Here is a 19,057-nt window from a genome sequence, read left to right as displayed (position 1 = left end):
ATAAAGTCATAAAAGTTTAGATTAGTAAAAAGATGTGGGTAATGATAAGTCAGGGCTAACGGTGATAAAGATTCAAGGATTTGACTAAGATAGCTAAGGATTTCAAAATAGGTCTAATGAATTTTGTGCTCAAGTATCTCACTTTTGAATTGATTGTAATCTAAATAATCGCTAACAATTTTGATAAAATACACTGGAACTTTAAATCGATCAGCAACAAATTGAATACTGTATGCCTCCATATCAACAATATCAACTTCTGCTGGAAGATTTGCATCACTCATGACAAATTGATCACCAGAACCAAGAACACCCTCTCTGGTTTTAAATAACCCTTGCAAAATATTAAATTCATTTACAATTACAAAAGGCTCTTTTAATTTTTTAGGCACAAAAAAATCACTGTCATAAATTTTTGATACCAAAATAATATCTTCGATTTTGACACGATTTTTTCGCCCTCCACAAGATCCAATATTTATAATCTCACTTACATTAAATCTTGCTAAAAGATCATGCGTGACATAAGCAGCTGCATCGCAACCCTCCTGCGAAATTGCAATATAAACTTTGTCATAAAACAATTTGTAAGGTAAATTTTTTTCGATTTGAACCGGATTCAAAGTTCTTTTTTCAATCTTTTCAATCATCGGTTTATATTTTTTGAACTCTTCCTCCATAGCAAAAATGTAAACTCTATGTTTTGTAAATTTGGAATGTAAATAAAAGGCTGCAAAAATAGATGTTACCAATAAAAACAATAATAAAAATGGTTTTAAAAATTTCATTTAAATCTCCTTTGTTTTATTAAAAATGAATCTTAAATTTTATTTAAATTTAAAAGCAATATTTTTTGTTTTATTAAACAGAGTTAACTAAAAAAAACAATTTTATTAAAAAATAGGGATAACTGTTAAAGGGATAATAAATTCCTTTTTTATTTTTTATTGCAATCTGAAAAACATTTCATTTATCCTGTATTTATAAGGAGTTAAGCATATTTGATAATTTTTTACTTGTTTTAGGGGGAACAAATGAAAAATTTAAATAAGACAAAATTTTTAATGATGTTGGTTTTTGCGATAAGCAATCTAAAAAGCGCTATTATTACAGTAATAAATGATACTGATTCTGCTGTAAAAATAACAAAATTAAGTAAATACCAAAAAAGTTTCGGCGCTGAATTTAAAAAAATTAAACCAGCCATCCCCAAAATATTGCCACAAGCAAAAGTAATTTTGCGAGAAGAAAAATCGAATAAAGCTACAAATATTAGAAGTTTTTTCTTAGATTTAAACAAAAAAAATAAAAAACAAATTATGGCTCCAAACAGAGCCGATTTTTATGTAGAATTGCGAGTTAGTGAGATTTTGAAAATTGATAATAATATCATAATGCAACAAGGTGTTTATATTCAAAACATCCCTGAAAATCTACAAAATTCCAATTTTTTAGATTTTAATCCAACAACAAAATCTGGCGTTCCCACTGCAAAATAGCTGGTTTCCGCTCACTCCCCCATCTATATTTTCCAAGTTTTCCAGAACTTTGAATCACACGATGACAAGGAATAAAAAAAGATATTTTATTTTTTGCGACAGCACTAGCAACTGCTCTAGTTGCAGTAGGTTTTCCAATTGATTTTGCAACATCACTATACGATTGCATTTGGCCAAAAGGTATTGTAACCAGATGTTCCCAAACTTTTACCATAAAAGGCGTTCCTGATAAAAATAAATTGGATAAATCTATTTTTGATATTTGCTTGGAATTAAAATATTTATTTATTGTTTTGGTAGCCAAGGAAGAATCTTCGATAAACTCTGCACTTTCCCACTCTTGTTTAAGAATGTTAAATGCACTTAATTTATCTCGATCATAAAATGAAAAATGACAAATTTTGCCATCATAAAATGCTATTAAACATTCACCAAAAATTGTTTTATGAAAACCGTAAGAAATAACTGATAATTTGTTCATATATTTTTTTAGAATTTTATTTTTAGAAATTTTGGTGGAGAGAGAGGGATTCGAACCCCCGATACCGCTTTCACGGTATAACGGTTTTCAAGACCGCCGCGTTCAACCACTCTGCCATCTCTCCAGAAGTGATATAAATTTTGAAATTTTAAGTTTCATCGCGCGTCACAGTTTTCGATTCAGTAAAATATGGTGGAGAGAGAGGGATTCGAACCCTCGATACAGATTTCTCCGTATACGCACTTAGCAGGCACGCGCTTTCGACCACTCAGCCATCTCTCCGCGCCAAAAAATAATTTGTAAAAATAACCGCGCATATTTTGGTGCGCCCAAGAGGACTTGAACCTCTAACCGCCAGATTCGTAGTCTGGTACTCTATCCAATTGAGCTATGGGCGCGGTCAAACAAATAATTTCAAAATTAAAAATTTCAAGATAAAAAGAAGTATAGTCAAAAATATTCGCTTTGTCTTCTAACTTTTTAATATTTTCGATTTTATTCTACTCCACTAAAAAATCAAAACTTCTCTATCAAGTAAAATAAACCTGTAAATACTAATTAAATTGAAAATAAAGACTATTGTCGATATGCTTTTATGCATTGTTCAATAAAAATGGAGACAAAAATGTTAAAAAACATTGATGAAAAAACTAAAAAGAAAATAATCGATCTAATTTCTGTAATTTTGCCAGAGGCTCAAATTTATCTTTTTGGTTCGCGTGCAAGGCAAGATTTCCGCCAAAGTTCTGATATAGATATAGCGCTAAATACAGGAGAAATGATAGATTTTGGTATCATGCTTGAAATAAAAGATGTTTTAAACGCAACCAACATCCCACAAAAAATTGATGTTGTTGATATGAATCTTATATCCAAAGAAATGCGAGCAGAAATTGAAGCTGAAGGCATATTATGGAAAAAATAAAAAATAGACAAAACTCTTTAGAAAAATCAATCAACAGTTTAGAACGATCTGTTGAAAAATATAAAAATAAAAAATTCACAGATTTGAACGATTATCAAGAGTTCAGAGATTCTATTATCCAAAGGTTCGAATTTACCACCGATATTTTTTGGAAATTTATAAGCGATTATTTAAAAGATGAATACTCTATGCAGCTTGATATCATAAGACCAAAACCAGTTTTAAAAGAAAGCCAAAACGTCGGAATACTTTCACAAGAAGAACATGATCTTGCAATAAAAATGATAGAATCCAGAAATATAACTTCCCACTCCTACAACGAAGAACTCGCAGAAAAAATTACTCACGAAATTCCCCAATATTTTGATTTAATAAAAACAGTTTTTAATCGAATAAAAAGTTAGGATAAAAATGTACCCACGGATTTTACATATTTACGGACCACTTTGGATAAACAGTTACGGCGTGATGATTGCGCTTGGCGTTTTAGTTTTTGCAGTTTTGACACTTCACAACCCAATTCGTAAAAAAATTATAGATCCTGCTACATTTTTTGACTCACTTTTTATCGGCCTTTTAGGCGGAATTGTAGGCGGAAGATTGCTCTATGTGCTCGAAAGCTACTCTGCTTTCATGCAAAACCCGATCGAAATATTTTATCTTTGGGATGGTGGTTTCAGTTTGCTCGGAAGCATAATCACAATTTTGCTCACATTGCCGTTTTATCTTAAATCTAAAAAAGTCCCTGTTTTGCCTTTTTTGGACTTAATAACAATTTACGTTCCCTTATTGCAGTCAATCTCCCGCATCGGCTGTTTTTTGGCCGGTTGCTGCTACGGAATGCAAACATGTGACAACTTTATATTCGCAGTCCACTACAAATGCCCACAGTGTTTGGCACCACTAAATACTCCACTCCACCCAACTCAACTTTACTCAAGTTTTGCATCTTTTATGATCTTCATAATTTTGCAGTTTTGGGCAAGCAAAAAAGCCAAATTTTCTGGCCAAATTTTATTCACATATTTATTTTTGGAAGGTTTTGCTCGATTTTTCGTAGATTTTTGGCGAGGAGATCGAAATATTATTCTTTTCAACTTTATTTCTTTTGCACAAATTATTGCGATATTTATTTGCATTTTCGCAGTTTTTGCAATAATTTACCTCAGACTGATAAAAAAAAGTGGAAAAAACTGCTAATTTTAAAGCTTTTTTGACCATTTGCATCATTAAAATTTATCAAGTAATTTGAACCCTAACATTAAATTATTTTATTTCATTTTATTGTGAAAAATTGGGAATTTATTATGAAAAAGTCATTTTTAATTTTATTACTTTTAAACTTCGGCTTGAATGCAAATATTTTTGCAGGCGGGCCAAAAGAGGATGATATTTGCGCTGAAACAGGATTACCTTGGGAGGAGCAATCAGCACCGTCAGCAGCTTCTGCACCGACATCAGAAAGATCGCAAGATGTATCACAATCAGTACTGATTCATTCAGAATCACACCCATCAGAATCACCAATAGGTAGCCCATCAAGCAGTGCAACATCAGGCGCTAAATTACCACTATTTAGACATATAGATTCGAGTTTGCCACAAAGAAGAAATTTATTTAGTCAACCAGCTCCTCAAGCTACTTCCCTAAGCTGCTTATTACTTCCCGCTACTTCTGCTAAAAGAATTCAAGATCAAGAACACACTCATCAAGAACATACAGAACTGTTAACTGCTACTCAAGCTGCCTTAAACGCACAAAATGAACAATTAGATCGCATGGAAAAAACAGGCGAAAAAACTAAAAGTGCAATAGACGCACAATCCCACCAATTAAGCAGTATACAAGCAACGCAAGTAATACACGGACAACAACAAGAAAGTACAAAAAGAGAGTTGATCTCAAAAATAGAAGTTTCTAGTAGAGCAACTAGGGATCATACGGATACAGTTGTTGGCTCGGCAACTCAAGCTATTGGTAAACAAATAGCCGACACAAAAACTCATCTCTCTGGTATAATAGCAGGCACAGAAGCTAGACTCGGCACACAAATTCGTGAATCAGAAAATGGCTTAAAAGCACTTTTAGATCAAGTAAAAATAAAACTAGATGATCAAGAAACAATTTTAGTAAGAATCGGCGGAAACGTAGAAAAATTAACAACAGATATGAATGCAGGATTTGTAACAGTTCATAACGAAGCTGAAACTAGACAATCTTCTATAATACAACGCTTTCATGGCTTAGATGACAAATTTAACAATATGCAACATTCTTTCGACATAATGATGGGAATAACATTAGGAGTTGGATTTGGTGTTGGTAGACATTTACCAATTATAGAAAAAATTATACCAGCCCCAGTTATACTTTTAGCCGCACTTGTTGCAGCAAGCCCAAGCGTAGGTTTGTTTTTAAAAAGAAAAACAACCGATTATTATACAACACTTACTCCAGAATCAATTCAAAATATACTCTCTACAATAACTTATCCAGCAAGAGCTGGAATTGGGCTAGGTTCTCGCTTAGCGATCCAATTGATACCTCAAGAAATTCAAGATGCTTATCCAAGATTTATTTTAATCGCTAGAACTGCTGCTATGACAGCCGGTGCAGTAGAACTCACCTGGATGGCTGGACATAATGGTGGAATAGCAACCATCAAAGAACTTGGCAGCATGGCTTCATCAGGAGGTAGGATTTTAGCTAGCAGCGCACAGCTTGGAGCAAGAGGATTAAGTGCGGGATATGCAGGATTAAAAGGTTTAACATCAGAAGCTATGCCAAAAGCATCGCAACTAGCTGCAGCAATCGCAACTTCATCTTTAAGCAGATAAATTTAAATCTCTATTTTTACTTTAATTTGAATACAAAGAGCAGGTATAAAAAACCTGCTCTTTATTGTTTGTATCTTTGCAAAAGAATGCTAAAATTGATTTTAAAAATCAGTGCATTTCGCAAGCAAAATAGGGAAAAATGTCATTATTTAATTTTCTAAAATCAAACCTTTCCATTCTCGACGTTGTGGGCGAATATGTCAGCCTCAAACCGGCAGGAAGTTACCACAAAGGTACATGCCCTTTCCACTCCGAAAAAGATGCCTCATTCACAGTCAGCCCAGATAGAGGTATCTTCTACTGCTTTGGTTGTCACTGCAGCGGAGACCTAATCTCGTTTGTCGCAAAAATCGAAAATATGACTCAACTAGAAGCGGCAAAACATCTCATCGACCATTTCAACATCACCATCCCACAAACTCTTGAAAAAGAATTTTCCACAACAGTTGCAAATCAAAAATCTGAAAAAGATCGACATTCCTACATTTGCGAAGCAATCACAAATTGGTTGCATCAACAGTTACTTGTAAATAAAGAAGCGTTAAATTATTTAACCGACCGACAGATAAGCAGCAAAAGTATAGAAACATTCATGGTCGGATATTTCCCTGGCGGTTTAAAATCTGTCACAAATTTCATCACAGCGATGCAGTCCAAAAACGTAATGCTCAAAGATCTACTTGAAATAGGTTTTTTAAGTCAAAGTGGTAATATTTATTATTCGCCATTTGAAGAAAGAATCATCTTCACTATCCGCGACACTTTAGGACGATTTGTAGGTTTTGGCGGACGAATATTCAAAAAAAACGACGAACGCGCAAAATACTACAACAGTAAAGAATCTGCGCATTTCCAAAAAGGCCAACTCCTCTTTGGTTTCGACCTTGCAAAGCAAAAAATGAAACAACAAGAAAACGCATTTTTGGTCGAGGGATACACCGACTGCGTTATGATGTGGCAACATGGATTTGAAAATACAGTTGCAACGCTCGGCACCGCCTGCAATCATGACCACCTCAAACTGCTCTCTCGATTTATCAAAACTTTATATGTTCTCTACGATGGGGACAAAGCTGGCCAAAAAGCGATTCTTCGCCTAGTCGATTTATGCTGGAACGCAAACTTGGAGCTCAAAATAATTCACCTACCAGAGCAACATGACCCTGCATCGTTCCTTCAAGGTAAAAACGATCTGCAACCACTAATTTCTAACGCAAAAGATATTTTTGAATTTTTTCTCGAAACTTCTACCGATGCTTTTCAAAACAAAACGATTTCAGAAAAAATGGAGATTTCAGAAAAAATTATCTCTGTGATCGCCAAAATAGATAATAAATTTAAAAAAGAGTTACTTCTGAGCCAGGCGGCGGCAACAATGCAAATTTCGCTGCAAACGCTCAAAGAGTTTCTGCGAAACGAAGGGCACAAACGAGTCGAAAGCAAACAAGAAGAAAACAAAGAAAACGACAATATTCCAGGACATTTCAACGATATCGACCAGCTAGAAAAAAAGATTTTATTTGCTATACTCAGTAAAATAGATTTGAATGAACCTTTTTCCATAGAAAAAGAACTTGTTTCCCAATTTGAAATGCAGATCAGATATTTTTTAGAGAAAATAGATAAAGTCACTGACTTGCAAGCGGGAAATCGATTTACAGCTTTTTTAGAAAAGCTAAACACAGAAGAAAGGGATTGGATATCATACAATATGATGATAAACTCCGATCCCCAAATCAGTTTCGAGACATTTTCGCAGTTAATTATGCAATTTCAAAAACAAAGATGGAAGGTTGCGGTAAGCAATGTGAAAAACCAGATACTCGCAGCACAAAAGATGCAGGATCCACTGAAACTACAAGAGCTCCTTAAAAAGTTTGCTTATCTTAAAGAAGAAATGAAAAATAAAGGAATATTATGAGTAAAAAATTAAAAAAATTATTCACCAAAATCAAAGAAACTTTTACAAAAAAATCCGCTTCAAAAACATCGGCAAAATCTAGTACAAAGACTACCAAAAGCGCAAAGCCTATCAAAAAATTAACACCTAAAAAAATTAACAAAGTTGAATCACAAAAAAAATTAAAACCAACTTTAGAAAAAACAAAAATCAAAGTAACTGCAACGCCAAAAAAACAAGAACCGGTCAAAAAGATTGAACCCCTCAAAAAACAACAACCAATCCCAAAAGAATCTCCTAAAAAAGAAATACCCAAAAAAGAACCGGTCCAAGAAATAAAAATAGCAATAAAAGATAAAAAATCAGCTCCTGAAGTAAAAATAACAAAACAAACGCCCCAAGAAGTTAAAGCCGCAACGAAACCAACAAAACCTGCTAAAGAATCGGCTGCAACATCTGCCAAAATAAAGGCGGCTTCCAAAAAAATCAAAATCGCAAAAAAACAACAAATTGCTAGCGGTGAATCCAAATCAGAAGATAAAAAAGAATCTCTAAGCAGCATCCCAAACGAAGTAGATACTTTAGTAGAAAGAGGAAAAAGCGAAGGCGTTTTAACTTACGAAGAAATCGCATTATTCTGCAGCAAACACAAATTAGCAGATGATGACGCTGAAGAACTTATCCGAATCTGCGACAAAGAAAATATCGATTTGATATCTAAAGAAGAGCTCGAATCTGGTATGGACGGTTTTGAAGATGCAGAAAAAACAGAAGCTGTTTCTTTTGACTCCATTCAAGCAAACCTGGAAAGAACACTCGAAGAAGCAGTATCCGAAGAAGAAGATGGCGAACCTTCAGACGAAGAAGATATCACAAAAGATATTAGCCGTATCAAACAGCTTGTAGAACCATCACAACTTAGCGACCCTGTAAAACTTTATCTAAAAGAAATCGGTAAAATACCTCTTCTTAACAAACAAACAGAAAAAATCATCGCAAACAAAATCGTCGAAGGTAAAAAAGAGTCTATCGAAGCAATCTCGTTCTTCCCATTTGTTCACAAAGAGTTTTTACAAATTGGTGAAAAAATAGATAAAGATCCGCTTTCACTTCGCGACATCGTACAATTCTCGGACTTTAACGAAGAAGATAACTCTCCAAAATTTGAAGAAGAAAAAATCAAATTTTTGCACCACATAAATGGCATCAAAGAATTGATCGAAAACGAAGATAAGATTTACAAGTCTTATCGTAAATTTCTCGACAATGAAGATTCCAAAAAAGAGATGTTAAATAAGGTCAAAGAAAACAGAATGGCCATCGTAGAAGCTGTACGAAGAATAAACATCTCAAACAAGCAAATTCGCAAATTTGGTAAAAAAATTGAAAAGTTCATTTCAAGAATTCAGGAAAAAGAACTTGAAATCCAAAGTGACAGTGAAAAACTTAATTTTTATAAAAGTATCAAATTACCAAAACAAGATGACCTTGAACAATTAGAAAATTTAGACAAAAATATTCGCGCCTCTCAAAAACTTATAAAAAAAGTCGAGCTTGAAGCTGGATTGCCAAAAGAAAGTATAATCGAATATTTCAGACTTTACTCAAGCGGCCGAGTAAAAGATAAACAAGCAAAAGATGACCTTGCAAAAGCAAACTTGCGACTTGTTGTTAATATTGCCAAAAAATATATCAATCGCGGTTTACACTTCCTCGACTTAATACAAGAAGGAAATATAGGACTACTAAAAGCTGTAGAAAAATTTGAGTTCGAACGAGGATTCAAATTTTCAACATATGCTACATGGTGGATTCGTCAAGCAATTACACGCGCAATCGCAGATCAATCAAGAACAATCCGTGTCCCAGTTCACATGGTAGAAACATTGAACAAAATTAACAAAATCACTCGCTCATTTATTCAAGAATTTGGCCATGAACCTAGTTACCAAGATCTTGCAAAAGAACTTGGAATCGATGAGAAAAAAATCAAAAACATTATCAAAATATCGCAAGAGCCTGTTTCACTTGAAACACCTGTCGGCGATAGTGAAGATACATTTCTTAAAGATTTTATCGAGGACGAAAATGAATACTCACCAGCAGATGCAGTCGTAAACTCAAACCTTAAAGAACGAGTTCGCGAAATTTTAAAAACACTCATGCCTCGTGAAGAAAAAGTTCTAAAAATGAGATTTGGTATCGATGTAGCGTCTGAACATACGCTCGAAGAAGTTGGAAAAGATTTTTCTGTCACAAGAGAACGAATAAGACAAATTGAAGTCAAAGCACTGCGAAAACTACGACATCCATCACGCAGCAAAAAGCTTCAGTCATTCTTTGAAAAAGATGTTGAAATTCTACCAGAAATGGATAACTTCTCCGATCAAGATGAGTTTGGATCTTCTGATTTTTCAGCAGATGACGACGACTTAGAATAATTAAAACAAAAAAAGGCGGCTTTGATTATAAAGCCGCCTTTTACTATTTACACCTATAAATCAATATGAGAGTAGTTCACTTCATCACTAGTCTAAAAATCGGCGGCGCAGAAGCGGCTCTATATAATCTTCTAAAAAATTTCGACCATACCCAAAACGAGCATATCATCATTTATTTTTACATGGGTGAAAACTTCAACAAAATAAAGCAACTCGGTATTAAAACTTATAAAATTGATGGTTTAATTTCTATTTACGATCCTTTTGCACTAATCAAAATCTTACTCCTTATCAAAAAATTAAAACCTGATGTATTACACACAGCTCTTTGGTCGGCAAATATTTTGGGTCGAATTGTAGCAAAATTATTAAATATCCCAGTAATTTGCGACTACCATGGTAACGTTTCAAGTCAAAGCAAATTGCGCAACTTGCTTGAACAAAAAACAATTAAAATACCAACTTACTTCGTAGCTGTATCCAAAAGTGTGAAAAAAGACTTTGAAGAAACTCTGACTTCTAAATGCAATAAAAAACTCCAAAATACAATTTTGCAAAAACTGATTTTGATCCAAAACGGAATCGACATGGACAGCATCATGCAGCAAATATGCACCAATAATATAAACCGCAAATCATTTGGATTTGATGAAAATGATTTTGTGATAGGAACTGTAGGAAGATTGGAACCTATTAAATCATACAACATTCTGCTGCTAGCTTTTGCTGAATTTATTAAAAAATTGCCCTCCGAAAATCATACCAATATCAAACTTTGCATAGTGGGGGGTGGATCAGAAATGGAAAATCTAAAAAAATTAGCAGAGAAACTAAATATCGCAAAAAACATTTACTTTACAGGCATGCAAGCGAACTCTTTCAATTTTTATCCAAACTTCGATTGCTTTGCACTTTCCTCGCAAAGTGAAGGTTTATCAATAGCACTACTGGAAGCATTAAGCTTTGGCCTACCAATCATCACAACACACAGCAACACAGAACATGATGTAATTGTAAATGGAAAAAATGGATTTTTAATAAAAATAAATGATTTTAAAGACTTGGCAGAAAAGCTTTTTTTGCTTTATTACAACCCAAATTTGAAAAACAGAATGAAAGCAGAAAATATAGCCCTTGCAAATAGAAATTTCGATATTAAAGCCTCTGCAAAACTATTCGAAAGCCTTTATCAAAAAGCAAAAAGATCATAAAACTGATAAACCTCTCTTTAAAAAAGATTTGACATTGAAAAGATCTCTCTTTAGAATTGGTCTATTAATATAGATAACCTCCATTTCCCCTGTCCATGACGTTAGTCTGGGTAGGGGTTTTTAATTAGATAAATATTTTAAAATATCGATGAAAAAAATCAAAATTATAGTTTCCTATGACGGAACAGATTATGAAGGTTGGCAATCGCAACCTCATCAAAGAACAATCACAAATACACTTGAAAAAAGCTTCCTCAAAATTTTCAATGAAAAAATATCTATTTTAGGCGCATCGAGAACCGATAGTGGCGTGCATGCTCTTGGACAGGTTGCAACATTTTCCACAGATTTAAAACTCGATTTATCAACAATAATCACCGCATGGAATAATTTACTTCCAAAAGATATTGTAATCCGCTCCGGTGAAGAAATTCAAAGTGATTTTAATCCACTTTTCCATGTTGAAGAAAAAACCTATTATTACAATCTTTTTTACAGCAAACCCCTACCTTTTGTAGCACGGTTTGGCTGGCATTATTCTTATCTAAATTCATTAGATTTTGAAAAACTTAACAAAGCGCTAAACCTTTACATCGGCGAACATGATTTTAGATCTTTTTGTAAACTTGACCCAGAAGAAACAAAATCAACAATTCGAACAATAAACAGCATTTCTATGCAAAAATATGATCGATTCAAAATGTTACAAATAAAAATTCGCGGGAAATCATTTTTAAGGTTTCAAATCAGAAGAATGGTTGGATATGCCCTTGATATCGCAAGAAAAGAAGACTTATCGCTAGATTATTTAAAAGAGATAATCGAAAAACCATCCCCAATCCAAATTTTGACTAAAGCAGAAGCTTGCGGACTATGTTTGCGAAAAATAATTTATAAAAAATAAGAATAAAAAAAGGGAAGAGTTTAAATTCTTCCCTTTTACTTACTTAAAGACCTAGATAATTACCAAGTCTTTTTAGCAGCCTTTTTTTAGCTATTTTTTTTTAGCTACTTTTTTCTTGGCTACTTTTTTCTTAGCTACTTTTTTTGTTACTTTTTTAGCAACTTTTTTAGCAACTTTTTTTACTTTCTTTACAGCCATTGTAGTTCTCCTTTTAAAACTAACTTACAATTACCACTCACCTTTTGTACATTCATGATGATCTTCTATATTTTTATTATAGAGCAACTAACAGTCTATTTGTCAAATAAATGAATAAAAAATATTTTATTTTATATAAAATAAAGCAAAAAACTCAATTAAAATGCATTTTGCAATTACAAATCACCGCTTTTAAAGCTACTTTTTAAACTTCATACTTATACATTTATTATTTAAGATAAATCCAATAATTTAAAAAATATTGTATAAAATTATTTACCTAAACTAAATTAAACCAAAGTTTATAAAATTTTAGGAGATTTAATAAATATTCTTTTGCTTCTTATTTAATAAACAAAAAAGTTATATACTTCGTAAACAAAATTTCAATAATTTAAAGAAGCAAAAATGTTTGTAAAAGTAAAATTACTCAAAGGTTTTCCAAAACCTCTTTTTTATGAAATTCCAAAAGAATGGGATCAAACCAATCTCAAAGGAACAATAATACAGGTTCCGATAAGAAGCAAAATCATTCCTGCAATAGTGCAAGAAATTTATACAAAATTACCAAGTAAAATCAGTTTTGAAATAAAAAAAGCACTAAACATTGAGCCTTTACCAGCCGACGATAACTTCCCTTTGTATGTTCAAAAACTTTCTTCAATATTTTTTATAAATGAAGAATATTTTTATCAAAGAATTCGATCATTTTTATTTGAAAAAGATGATTCAAAAAATGTTGCTCCGGATATTCCTCTGCAAGATGTTAATTTTCAAAACTCTGTACAATTAACTCTACCACAACAAAATGTAGTTGATTTTGTATCAAAACATATAGAAAATCCATCGTATCAACCCACCCTACTTTATGGTGTTACCGGATCTGGTAAAACAGAAGTTTATAAAAAATTAATTATAAAAAGTATCTCAGAAAACAAAACTGTCATTTTTTTAACACCGGAAGTTTCACTAAGTTTGCAATTTCAAAAAATATTCGAGCAAACGCTTTCCAAAGATATAAAAATATTTAATTTTCACAGTGCAAGCAAAATCTCACAAAAAAGAGAACTTTGGGAAGCGTTGCTAAATGCAACTCCAGTTTTGATTTTAGGTGTTCATCTGCCAATTCTTCTTCCAATTTCAAATTTAGGATTAATAATAGTTGATGAAGAACATGAAACTAATTATCAAGAAAAAAAATCACCAAAACTAAATAGTAAAATGCTCGCAATTTACCGCGCTTTTACTTATAAAATTCCAATTATTTTAGGATCCGCTACACCTTCACTCTCCTCACTTTTGAATGTTAAAGAAAAAAAATGGAATTTATTTGAACTTAAAGAGAGATTTGGTGGAGAATTTCCACAAATCCAAAAAGTGTTTTTAAAAGAAAAAAATAGACGCAGCAATTTTTGGATATCAAAAGAACTCGAAACTGAAATCAAAGCAACTTTGGATAAAAAAGAACAAGCTTTAATCTTTTTAAACCGACGAGGATTTAGTTTTTTCGTACTTTGCAAAGAATGTGGTTTTGTTTTCAAATGCCCAAACTGTTCAGTAAGCTTAACACTGCATCAATCTGCAAAAGGCGAATCGCTTCAATGTCACTACTGCAATTACGCAAAAACACTTCCAGCAAATTGCCCCGAATGCAAAGTAAATAGTGAAAATTTTATAAAAAAAGGAATAGGCACGCAGCAGGTAGTATCAATTCTTGAAAAAATATTCCCACAAGCAAAAATAGAACGTGCTGATTTGGACACAACATCAAAAAAGAAAAAATGGCACGAAACTGTAAAAAAATTCGAAACTGGAGAAATCGACATTTTGGTCGGTACGCAAACAATCACAAAAGGTTACCATTTCCCAAATGTTACATTAGTCGGAGTACTCTGGGCAGATTTGGGTCTTCATTTTCCAGTTTTTAATGCAATCGAAACCAATTTACAACAGCTAATCCAAGTCGCAGGTAGAGCTGGAAGACAAAGTAAATCTAGCAAAGTTATAATGCAAGTGATGCAAGATCATAATGTTTTCGACAATTTATCAGAACAAAATTATCTAGATTTTTATGAAAGCGAAATCGAATTTCGCACTATTGCAAAATATCCTCCAATTTACTATCTACTGCAAATCGAGATAAAAAATTTAAATATTTTAAAAATAGAATCGGATTCTTCCAAAATATTTAGTATTCTCGAACAAAAAATTAAATCATTAAACTTAGAAATCGACATACTCGGTCCATGCAAGCCACCGATCTATAAAATACAAAAGATAGAAATTCGCCAAATTTATCTAAAATCAAAAAACTTCACAATTTTTCATACTCTACTAAAATCTATCGATTTCAAACTGTTTAGCAGCTCTATTTATCTAAATATAAATTTTTAGCTTTAATTTTAAAAACTTGATTATTTAATTCTAAAAATTCTATTTTTTTAAATCAGTTTTGATTGTTTAAACAAATTTTAACAGGAGAAAATATGTGTTCAAAATTAATTAAAAAAAGTATTTACACAATTTTAGCTTTTTTGATCTTAGGAAGCATTATGTTTTATCTTTATAAAAATAATAAAAAAAATATTCGATCAATATCGAAAATAGAAATTACTAAAAAAATAGTTGCCATTGGCGGTGGAGATTATAAAAAAGATGTCACCTTAACAGCCGATCAAGAAATGGTAAGACTCTCAGGTAAAGAAAATCCAAAATTACTTTTTGTACCAACAGGTCACTCTGACGATGACAAATATTGCAAAGATTATTTAGACTATTTTCAAAAAAAATTACATGTAAAAACTGACACATTATTTTTGGTAAAAGAAAATCCAACAATAGAACAAATTAAAGAAAAAGTGTTTAACTCCGATATAGTCTACATCAGTGGCGGAGATACTTTATTCATGATCGCACTTTGGAAAACATATGGATTTGATAAAATTTTAAAAGAAGCCTGGGAAAAAGGAATAGTTTTAGGTGGAACGAGCGCAGGATCAATTTGCTGGTTTGAAGGTGGACATAGTGATTCATTATCATTCACAAATCAAAAAAATTGGCATTATATAATTGCACCCGGCTTAGGATTTTTTAAAGGAATAAATTGTCCACATTTTAACACCGGAACAGAAGGTAAATTAAGAATCAATGATTTTAAAAAAAGAATCCTTGAAACAAATAAATGGGGAATTGCAACAGATGAAGGATGTGCAATTGAATTTATCAATGACAAATTCAAAATAATTTCTTACAAAGAAACGTCTAATGCATATAAAGTTTTCAAAGAAGGTGATGCAATAAAAGAAGTTAAAATAAAAAAATATGAAGAACTTATGCCAATAGAAATGCTTTATCAAAAATAAATATAGAGGAAATATGAATATCAAATCGCTACTAAAAAAAATATTTCTCTTCTCAATTTTATTTTACTTAAATAAGTCAAATATTTTTGCAGGACATTGGCAAATTCGACATTCAAACTATATGGAAGGTTATATAGCTAAAAACCTAAAACTTGGTAACGATTTTGAACTATGGATCTATGATCATCCATCAACAATAAGATTCTATGAAGTAGAAGAAAAAATCATCTTACAAAGCACAAGAAAGCAAAGTTTTGCAGTTGGATTCGAAAATGATTTTTATCCAATGACCAATTCTGACACCGGCGTCTTTCAACCCTGGATTCATGAGCTGGCGATCAATACTTATATGAAAAACAAAATACGTATGTTTAAAATGGATTTTTCTATAGATTTGACGGCAACACAGCGATTTGTAGGACACTCAAAAGGAAATTGGTCTTATGGTTCTATAAAGCCAGGCATGACCCTTCTAAAGTCAAAGAATGGTACCATATATATTTATGATCGACTGTATTACGGTTACCATAATTATGATGTTGATAGAAATCGAACCGCAATAGGCGCTGAAATCAAATTAGTAAATGATAAAGTGAAATTAGATACTTATTTCATGATTGAATATAACAGATCAGAATCATCCCCTAAATGGATACCAACAAATGTTTTAGGTTTAAATTTATCAACCAATTTTTAAACTATAGATTTACCAAACTAATAAAAAAGAGCTCCAAGTTATTGGAGCTCTTTTTTATTAAAACTTATTTGTAAATTTATTTTGTCAAAGCCAAAATTTCTGCTCTTCTATTTGGAGCAAGTTCTGCTAATCTTGAAGTTCTGTCATCTGAATTGGAACTTACTAGTGGATTTTCTTGTCCACAACCAACAACTTTTACATTGTCTTGTGATATTCCAAGTCTTTCGAACTCATCTTTTACTTTGTTTGCTCTTTTGAGAGAAAGCGCCAGGTTGTAATCTGCTTGACCAATCTGGCAACAGTGACCATTGATACTTACTTTTTTTCCTTGAGATATTAATTCGGCAGCTTTTTGTGCATCTTTCTTAATAACTTCATCTTGTCCTTCAAGAGGATTATCTTTGTCAAAACCGAACATAATGCGATCAAATTCAGAATTTTCATTTGAGTTAGAAGCTAAAACTTCTTCAGCATCTTTGATTGCTTCGGATAAATCTTGATCATCGATTTCAAGATCTGCTTCTGCTACAAAATTGCTTTTTTTGTCTTTTGCTTCTGTTGAACTGTCTTCGACAAATGAGAAATTTTCAAGATTTGGAATAGATTCATCAAATGCGTACTCGGTTGAAGCTGGAGTTACTGTATTTGCAGCTTTATCTTTTACTTCTTTTACTACAGGTGTTTTTTGAATTGTTGTATGTTTTTTCTTGCCACAACCCGCAAAGGAAACTAAACAAAGAACCAATGTTACATTAAAAATCTTATTTGTAAGAATTTTCATTCTACCCTTTCGCTAAAAATTATCAAACAGAACTAAAATGAACTTGTTTTATACCTATATGATGCAAAAAGTATCATACGCTGAATACAATATCACATTTTATTGCTATTTGCTACTCAAAAAGATCTAAAATTCACTATATTTTAAATACTATATATACTGTGGTTGTTATTTTGTTTAAATAGCAAAGTATAAAAATATTATGCAAATAAAAAGTAAACTTCTGCATGTTAAATATAATAAAAATTAACATGTGCAAGCTTCCTTCATCATTAAGAGGATTTAATATCAATGAAAAAAATTTTAATAAACCATAACGCATGGCAAACGCGAGTCGCTGTGCTCCGAGACAAAAAACTTCAAGATATCTATCTGGATTCAGGCAATAAAATAGAACTTGAAAGATGTTTTTTTAAAGGTAAAGTCGCCAAAATATTACCTGGAATTCAAACCGCATTTGTAGATATCGGACAAGAAAAAGCTGGTTTTTTACACATCACCGAAGTCGATCGCGCACTAGCCGTTGAAAAAACAATAGAATTTAACAAAGAAGCAAACTTTGATTCAAATGCAGATGAGATCGAACGCAAAATTAAAAAAGAAATGGATATCAGCAAAATATTTTCAGAAAATGAAGATATTTTGGTGCAGGTAAGTAAAGAACCTATTTATGGTAAAGGTGCAAAATTAACCACTTGCTTCACCCTTCCTGGACGATTGATTGTACTCATGCCAAATATTCCACAAATCGGAATTTCCAAAAAAATAGAAAATAAAGTTGAACGTCAACGCCTACGTGAAATTCTAATTAAAAACTTACCAAAAGGAATGGGCGTTGTTATCAGAACAACAGCTGAAAACAGAGACGAAAAAGAGATCAAAAAAGATCTCGCTTTTTTGATTTCAATATGGAAATCGATTATAAAAAAATTCAAAAAAGCTGCTGTCGGAGATAAAGTTTTTGAAGATTTACCTATAACATTACGTGTAATCCGAGATCATCTTGATAATGATGTAGAAGCTGTTTTAACAGATAATCTAGAAGATCAAAAACGACTTTATCGATTTGTGCGTGACACCACAACAGAACATGCTTACAAAATCAAATTTTACGACGGCGAATCTCCTCTTTTTGAAATTTTCGACGTAGAAAAACAAATCGAAAAAGCACTACAAAAGAAAGTTCTTCTAAAATCTGGCGGTAGTTTAATCATCGAAACAACAGAAGCCATGTCTGTAGTCGACGTAAATACTGGTAGATTTATAGGAAAAAATAACCTCGAAGATACAATTTTCAAAACAAACATAGAAGCTGCAGAAGAAATAGTTACCCAACTTCGCCTTAGAAATATTGGCGGTTTAATTGTCATAGACTTTATCGATATGTCGAACTCTTCAAATAGACAAAAATTATCCAAATTTTTTGAGAAAACTCTAAAAGAGATGGATAAATTTCAAACCGTCGCACTCAAAATTTCTGAATTTGGTTTAGTTCAAATGACAAGAAAGCGATCCGGCAAAACATTAGTACAACAATTAACCAAAGTTTGCGAGTGCTGCAACTCTTATGGATTTGTTAAATCAACACAAACAATCAGTTATGAAGTACTTCAATTATTCAAAGATTCTGTAAAGCGTGAAAACCATCATGGAACTGCAACTCTCGTAACATCACCTGTAGTTTTTGACTATTTAACAGAAAAAGAGTACAAATCAATTTTAAAACTAGAAAAAGAAATAAATTGCAAAATCATTTTAGAATCCAATGACAACTTTGAAGGTTCTTTATTTAAAATTGAAAAATCGTAAAATTTAAAAAGG

16 protein-coding genes and 3 tRNA genes are annotated in these 19,057 nt (G+C 32.3%); 13 read left to right on the top strand and 6 right to left on the bottom strand.

What is annotated here, in order from left to right:
- Positions 1-113 precede the first annotated feature (113 nt).
- Entirely contained in the window at positions 114-788 is a 675-nt protein-coding gene (locus DEA20_00310; protein HBS47633.1) for a hypothetical protein, read from the bottom strand.
- A 246-nt stretch (positions 789-1,034) separates the two neighbouring features.
- Here DEA20_00310 and DEA20_00305 point away from each other — a divergent pair, with 246 nt between their 5' ends.
- Positions 1,035-1,499, top strand: a complete 465-nt coding sequence (locus DEA20_00305) for a hypothetical protein (GenBank protein ID HBS47632.1) — start codon at positions 1,035-1,037, stop codon at positions 1,497-1,499.
- On the opposite strand, the gene DEA20_00300 is transcribed toward DEA20_00305, so the two are convergent.
- The 4 genes from DEA20_00300 to DEA20_00285 form a co-directional block, all read right to left on the bottom strand.
- Entirely contained in the window at positions 1,459-1,980 is a 522-nt protein-coding gene (locus tag DEA20_00300; protein ID HBS47631.1) for a hypothetical protein, read from the bottom strand. The two genes, DEA20_00305 and DEA20_00300, sit on opposite strands and share 41 nt — an antisense overlap.
- Positions 1,981-2,012: 32 nt before the next feature.
- Positions 2,013-2,104: transfer RNA gene (locus DEA20_00295), tRNA-Ser, on the bottom strand.
- A 66-nt stretch (positions 2,105-2,170) separates the two neighbouring features.
- Positions 2,171-2,262, bottom strand: a tRNA-Ser gene (locus tag DEA20_00290).
- 39 nt (positions 2,263-2,301) lie between these two features.
- Positions 2,302-2,378: transfer RNA gene (locus DEA20_00285), tRNA-Arg, on the bottom strand.
- A 197-nt stretch (positions 2,379-2,575) separates the two neighbouring features.
- On the opposite strand from DEA20_00285, the gene DEA20_00280 reads away from it, so the two are divergent.
- The 11 genes from DEA20_00280 (at position 2,576) to DEA20_00230 (ending at position 16,455) form a co-directional block, all read left to right on the top strand.
- A complete protein-coding gene (locus DEA20_00280) occupies positions 2,576-2,905 on the top strand; it encodes a hypothetical protein (protein ID HBS47630.1) in 330 nt (109 codons plus the stop codon).
- The gene (locus DEA20_00275) at positions 2,893-3,309 is read left to right on the top strand and encodes a hypothetical protein (protein ID HBS47629.1); all 417 of its coding nucleotides are present in this window, start codon (positions 2,893-2,895) and stop codon (positions 3,307-3,309) included. The genes DEA20_00280 and DEA20_00275 overlap by 13 nt, the downstream gene beginning before the upstream one ends.
- Before the next feature lie 7 nt (positions 3,310-3,316).
- Positions 3,317-4,105, top strand: a complete 789-nt coding sequence (gene lgt / locus DEA20_00270) for a prolipoprotein diacylglyceryl transferase (GenBank protein HBS47628.1) — start codon at positions 3,317-3,319, stop codon at positions 4,103-4,105.
- 107 nt (positions 4,106-4,212) lie between these two features.
- Complete coding sequence (locus DEA20_00265; GenBank protein HBS47627.1) at positions 4,213-5,742, top strand: hypothetical protein; 1,530 nt, start codon at positions 4,213-4,215, stop codon at positions 5,740-5,742.
- Between the two features lie 139 nt (positions 5,743-5,881).
- On the top strand, positions 5,882-7,663 hold the full coding sequence (gene dnaG / locus DEA20_00260; protein HBS47626.1) for a DNA primase: 1,782 nt from the start codon (positions 5,882-5,884) through the stop codon (positions 7,661-7,663).
- Positions 7,660-10,083, top strand: coding sequence for an RNA polymerase sigma factor RpoD (gene rpoD, locus DEA20_00255; GenBank protein HBS47625.1), 2,424 nt, complete (start codon positions 7,660-7,662; stop codon positions 10,081-10,083). Before dnaG ends, rpoD begins: the two co-directional genes overlap by 4 nt.
- A 65-nt stretch (positions 10,084-10,148) precedes the next feature.
- Positions 10,149-11,294: a hypothetical protein gene (locus DEA20_00250; GenBank protein HBS47624.1), complete on the top strand. Its 1,146-nt coding sequence runs from the start codon at positions 10,149-10,151 to the stop codon at positions 11,292-11,294.
- A 148-nt stretch (positions 11,295-11,442) separates the two neighbouring features.
- Complete coding sequence (gene truA / locus DEA20_00245) at positions 11,443-12,198, top strand: tRNA pseudouridine(38-40) synthase TruA (protein HBS47623.1); 756 nt, start codon at positions 11,443-11,445, stop codon at positions 12,196-12,198.
- A 606-nt stretch (positions 12,199-12,804) separates the two neighbouring features.
- Positions 12,805-14,790: a primosomal protein N' gene (priA, locus tag DEA20_00240; GenBank protein ID HBS47622.1), complete on the top strand. Its 1,986-nt coding sequence runs from the start codon at positions 12,805-12,807 to the stop codon at positions 14,788-14,790.
- Between the two features lie 92 nt (positions 14,791-14,882).
- Entirely contained in the window at positions 14,883-15,758 is an 876-nt protein-coding gene (locus tag DEA20_00235; protein ID HBS47621.1) for a peptidase E, read from the top strand.
- A 13-nt stretch (positions 15,759-15,771) separates the two neighbouring features.
- A complete protein-coding gene (locus DEA20_00230) occupies positions 15,772-16,455 on the top strand; it encodes a hypothetical protein (protein HBS47620.1) in 684 nt (227 codons plus the stop codon).
- Positions 16,456-16,531: 76 nt separating this feature from the next.
- Here DEA20_00230 and DEA20_00225 read toward each other — a convergent pair whose 3' ends face one another.
- Positions 16,532-17,236, bottom strand: coding sequence for a hypothetical protein (locus DEA20_00225; GenBank protein ID HBS47619.1), 705 nt, complete (start codon positions 17,234-17,236; stop codon positions 16,532-16,534).
- A 291-nt stretch (positions 17,237-17,527) separates the two neighbouring features.
- On the opposite strand from DEA20_00225, the gene DEA20_00220 reads away from it, so the two are divergent.
- The gene (locus DEA20_00220; protein HBS47618.1) at positions 17,528-19,045 is read left to right on the top strand and encodes an Rne/Rng family ribonuclease; all 1,518 of its coding nucleotides are present in this window, start codon (positions 17,528-17,530) and stop codon (positions 19,043-19,045) included.
- The last annotated feature ends 12 nt before the right edge of the window (positions 19,046-19,057 follow it).

Source organism: Candidatus Dependentiae bacterium, from assembly GCA_003511165.1.
Lineage (GTDB): Bacteria > Babelota > Babeliae > Babelales > UBA12411 > UBA12411.
This window is presented reverse-complemented; position numbering and strand designations above follow the sequence as displayed.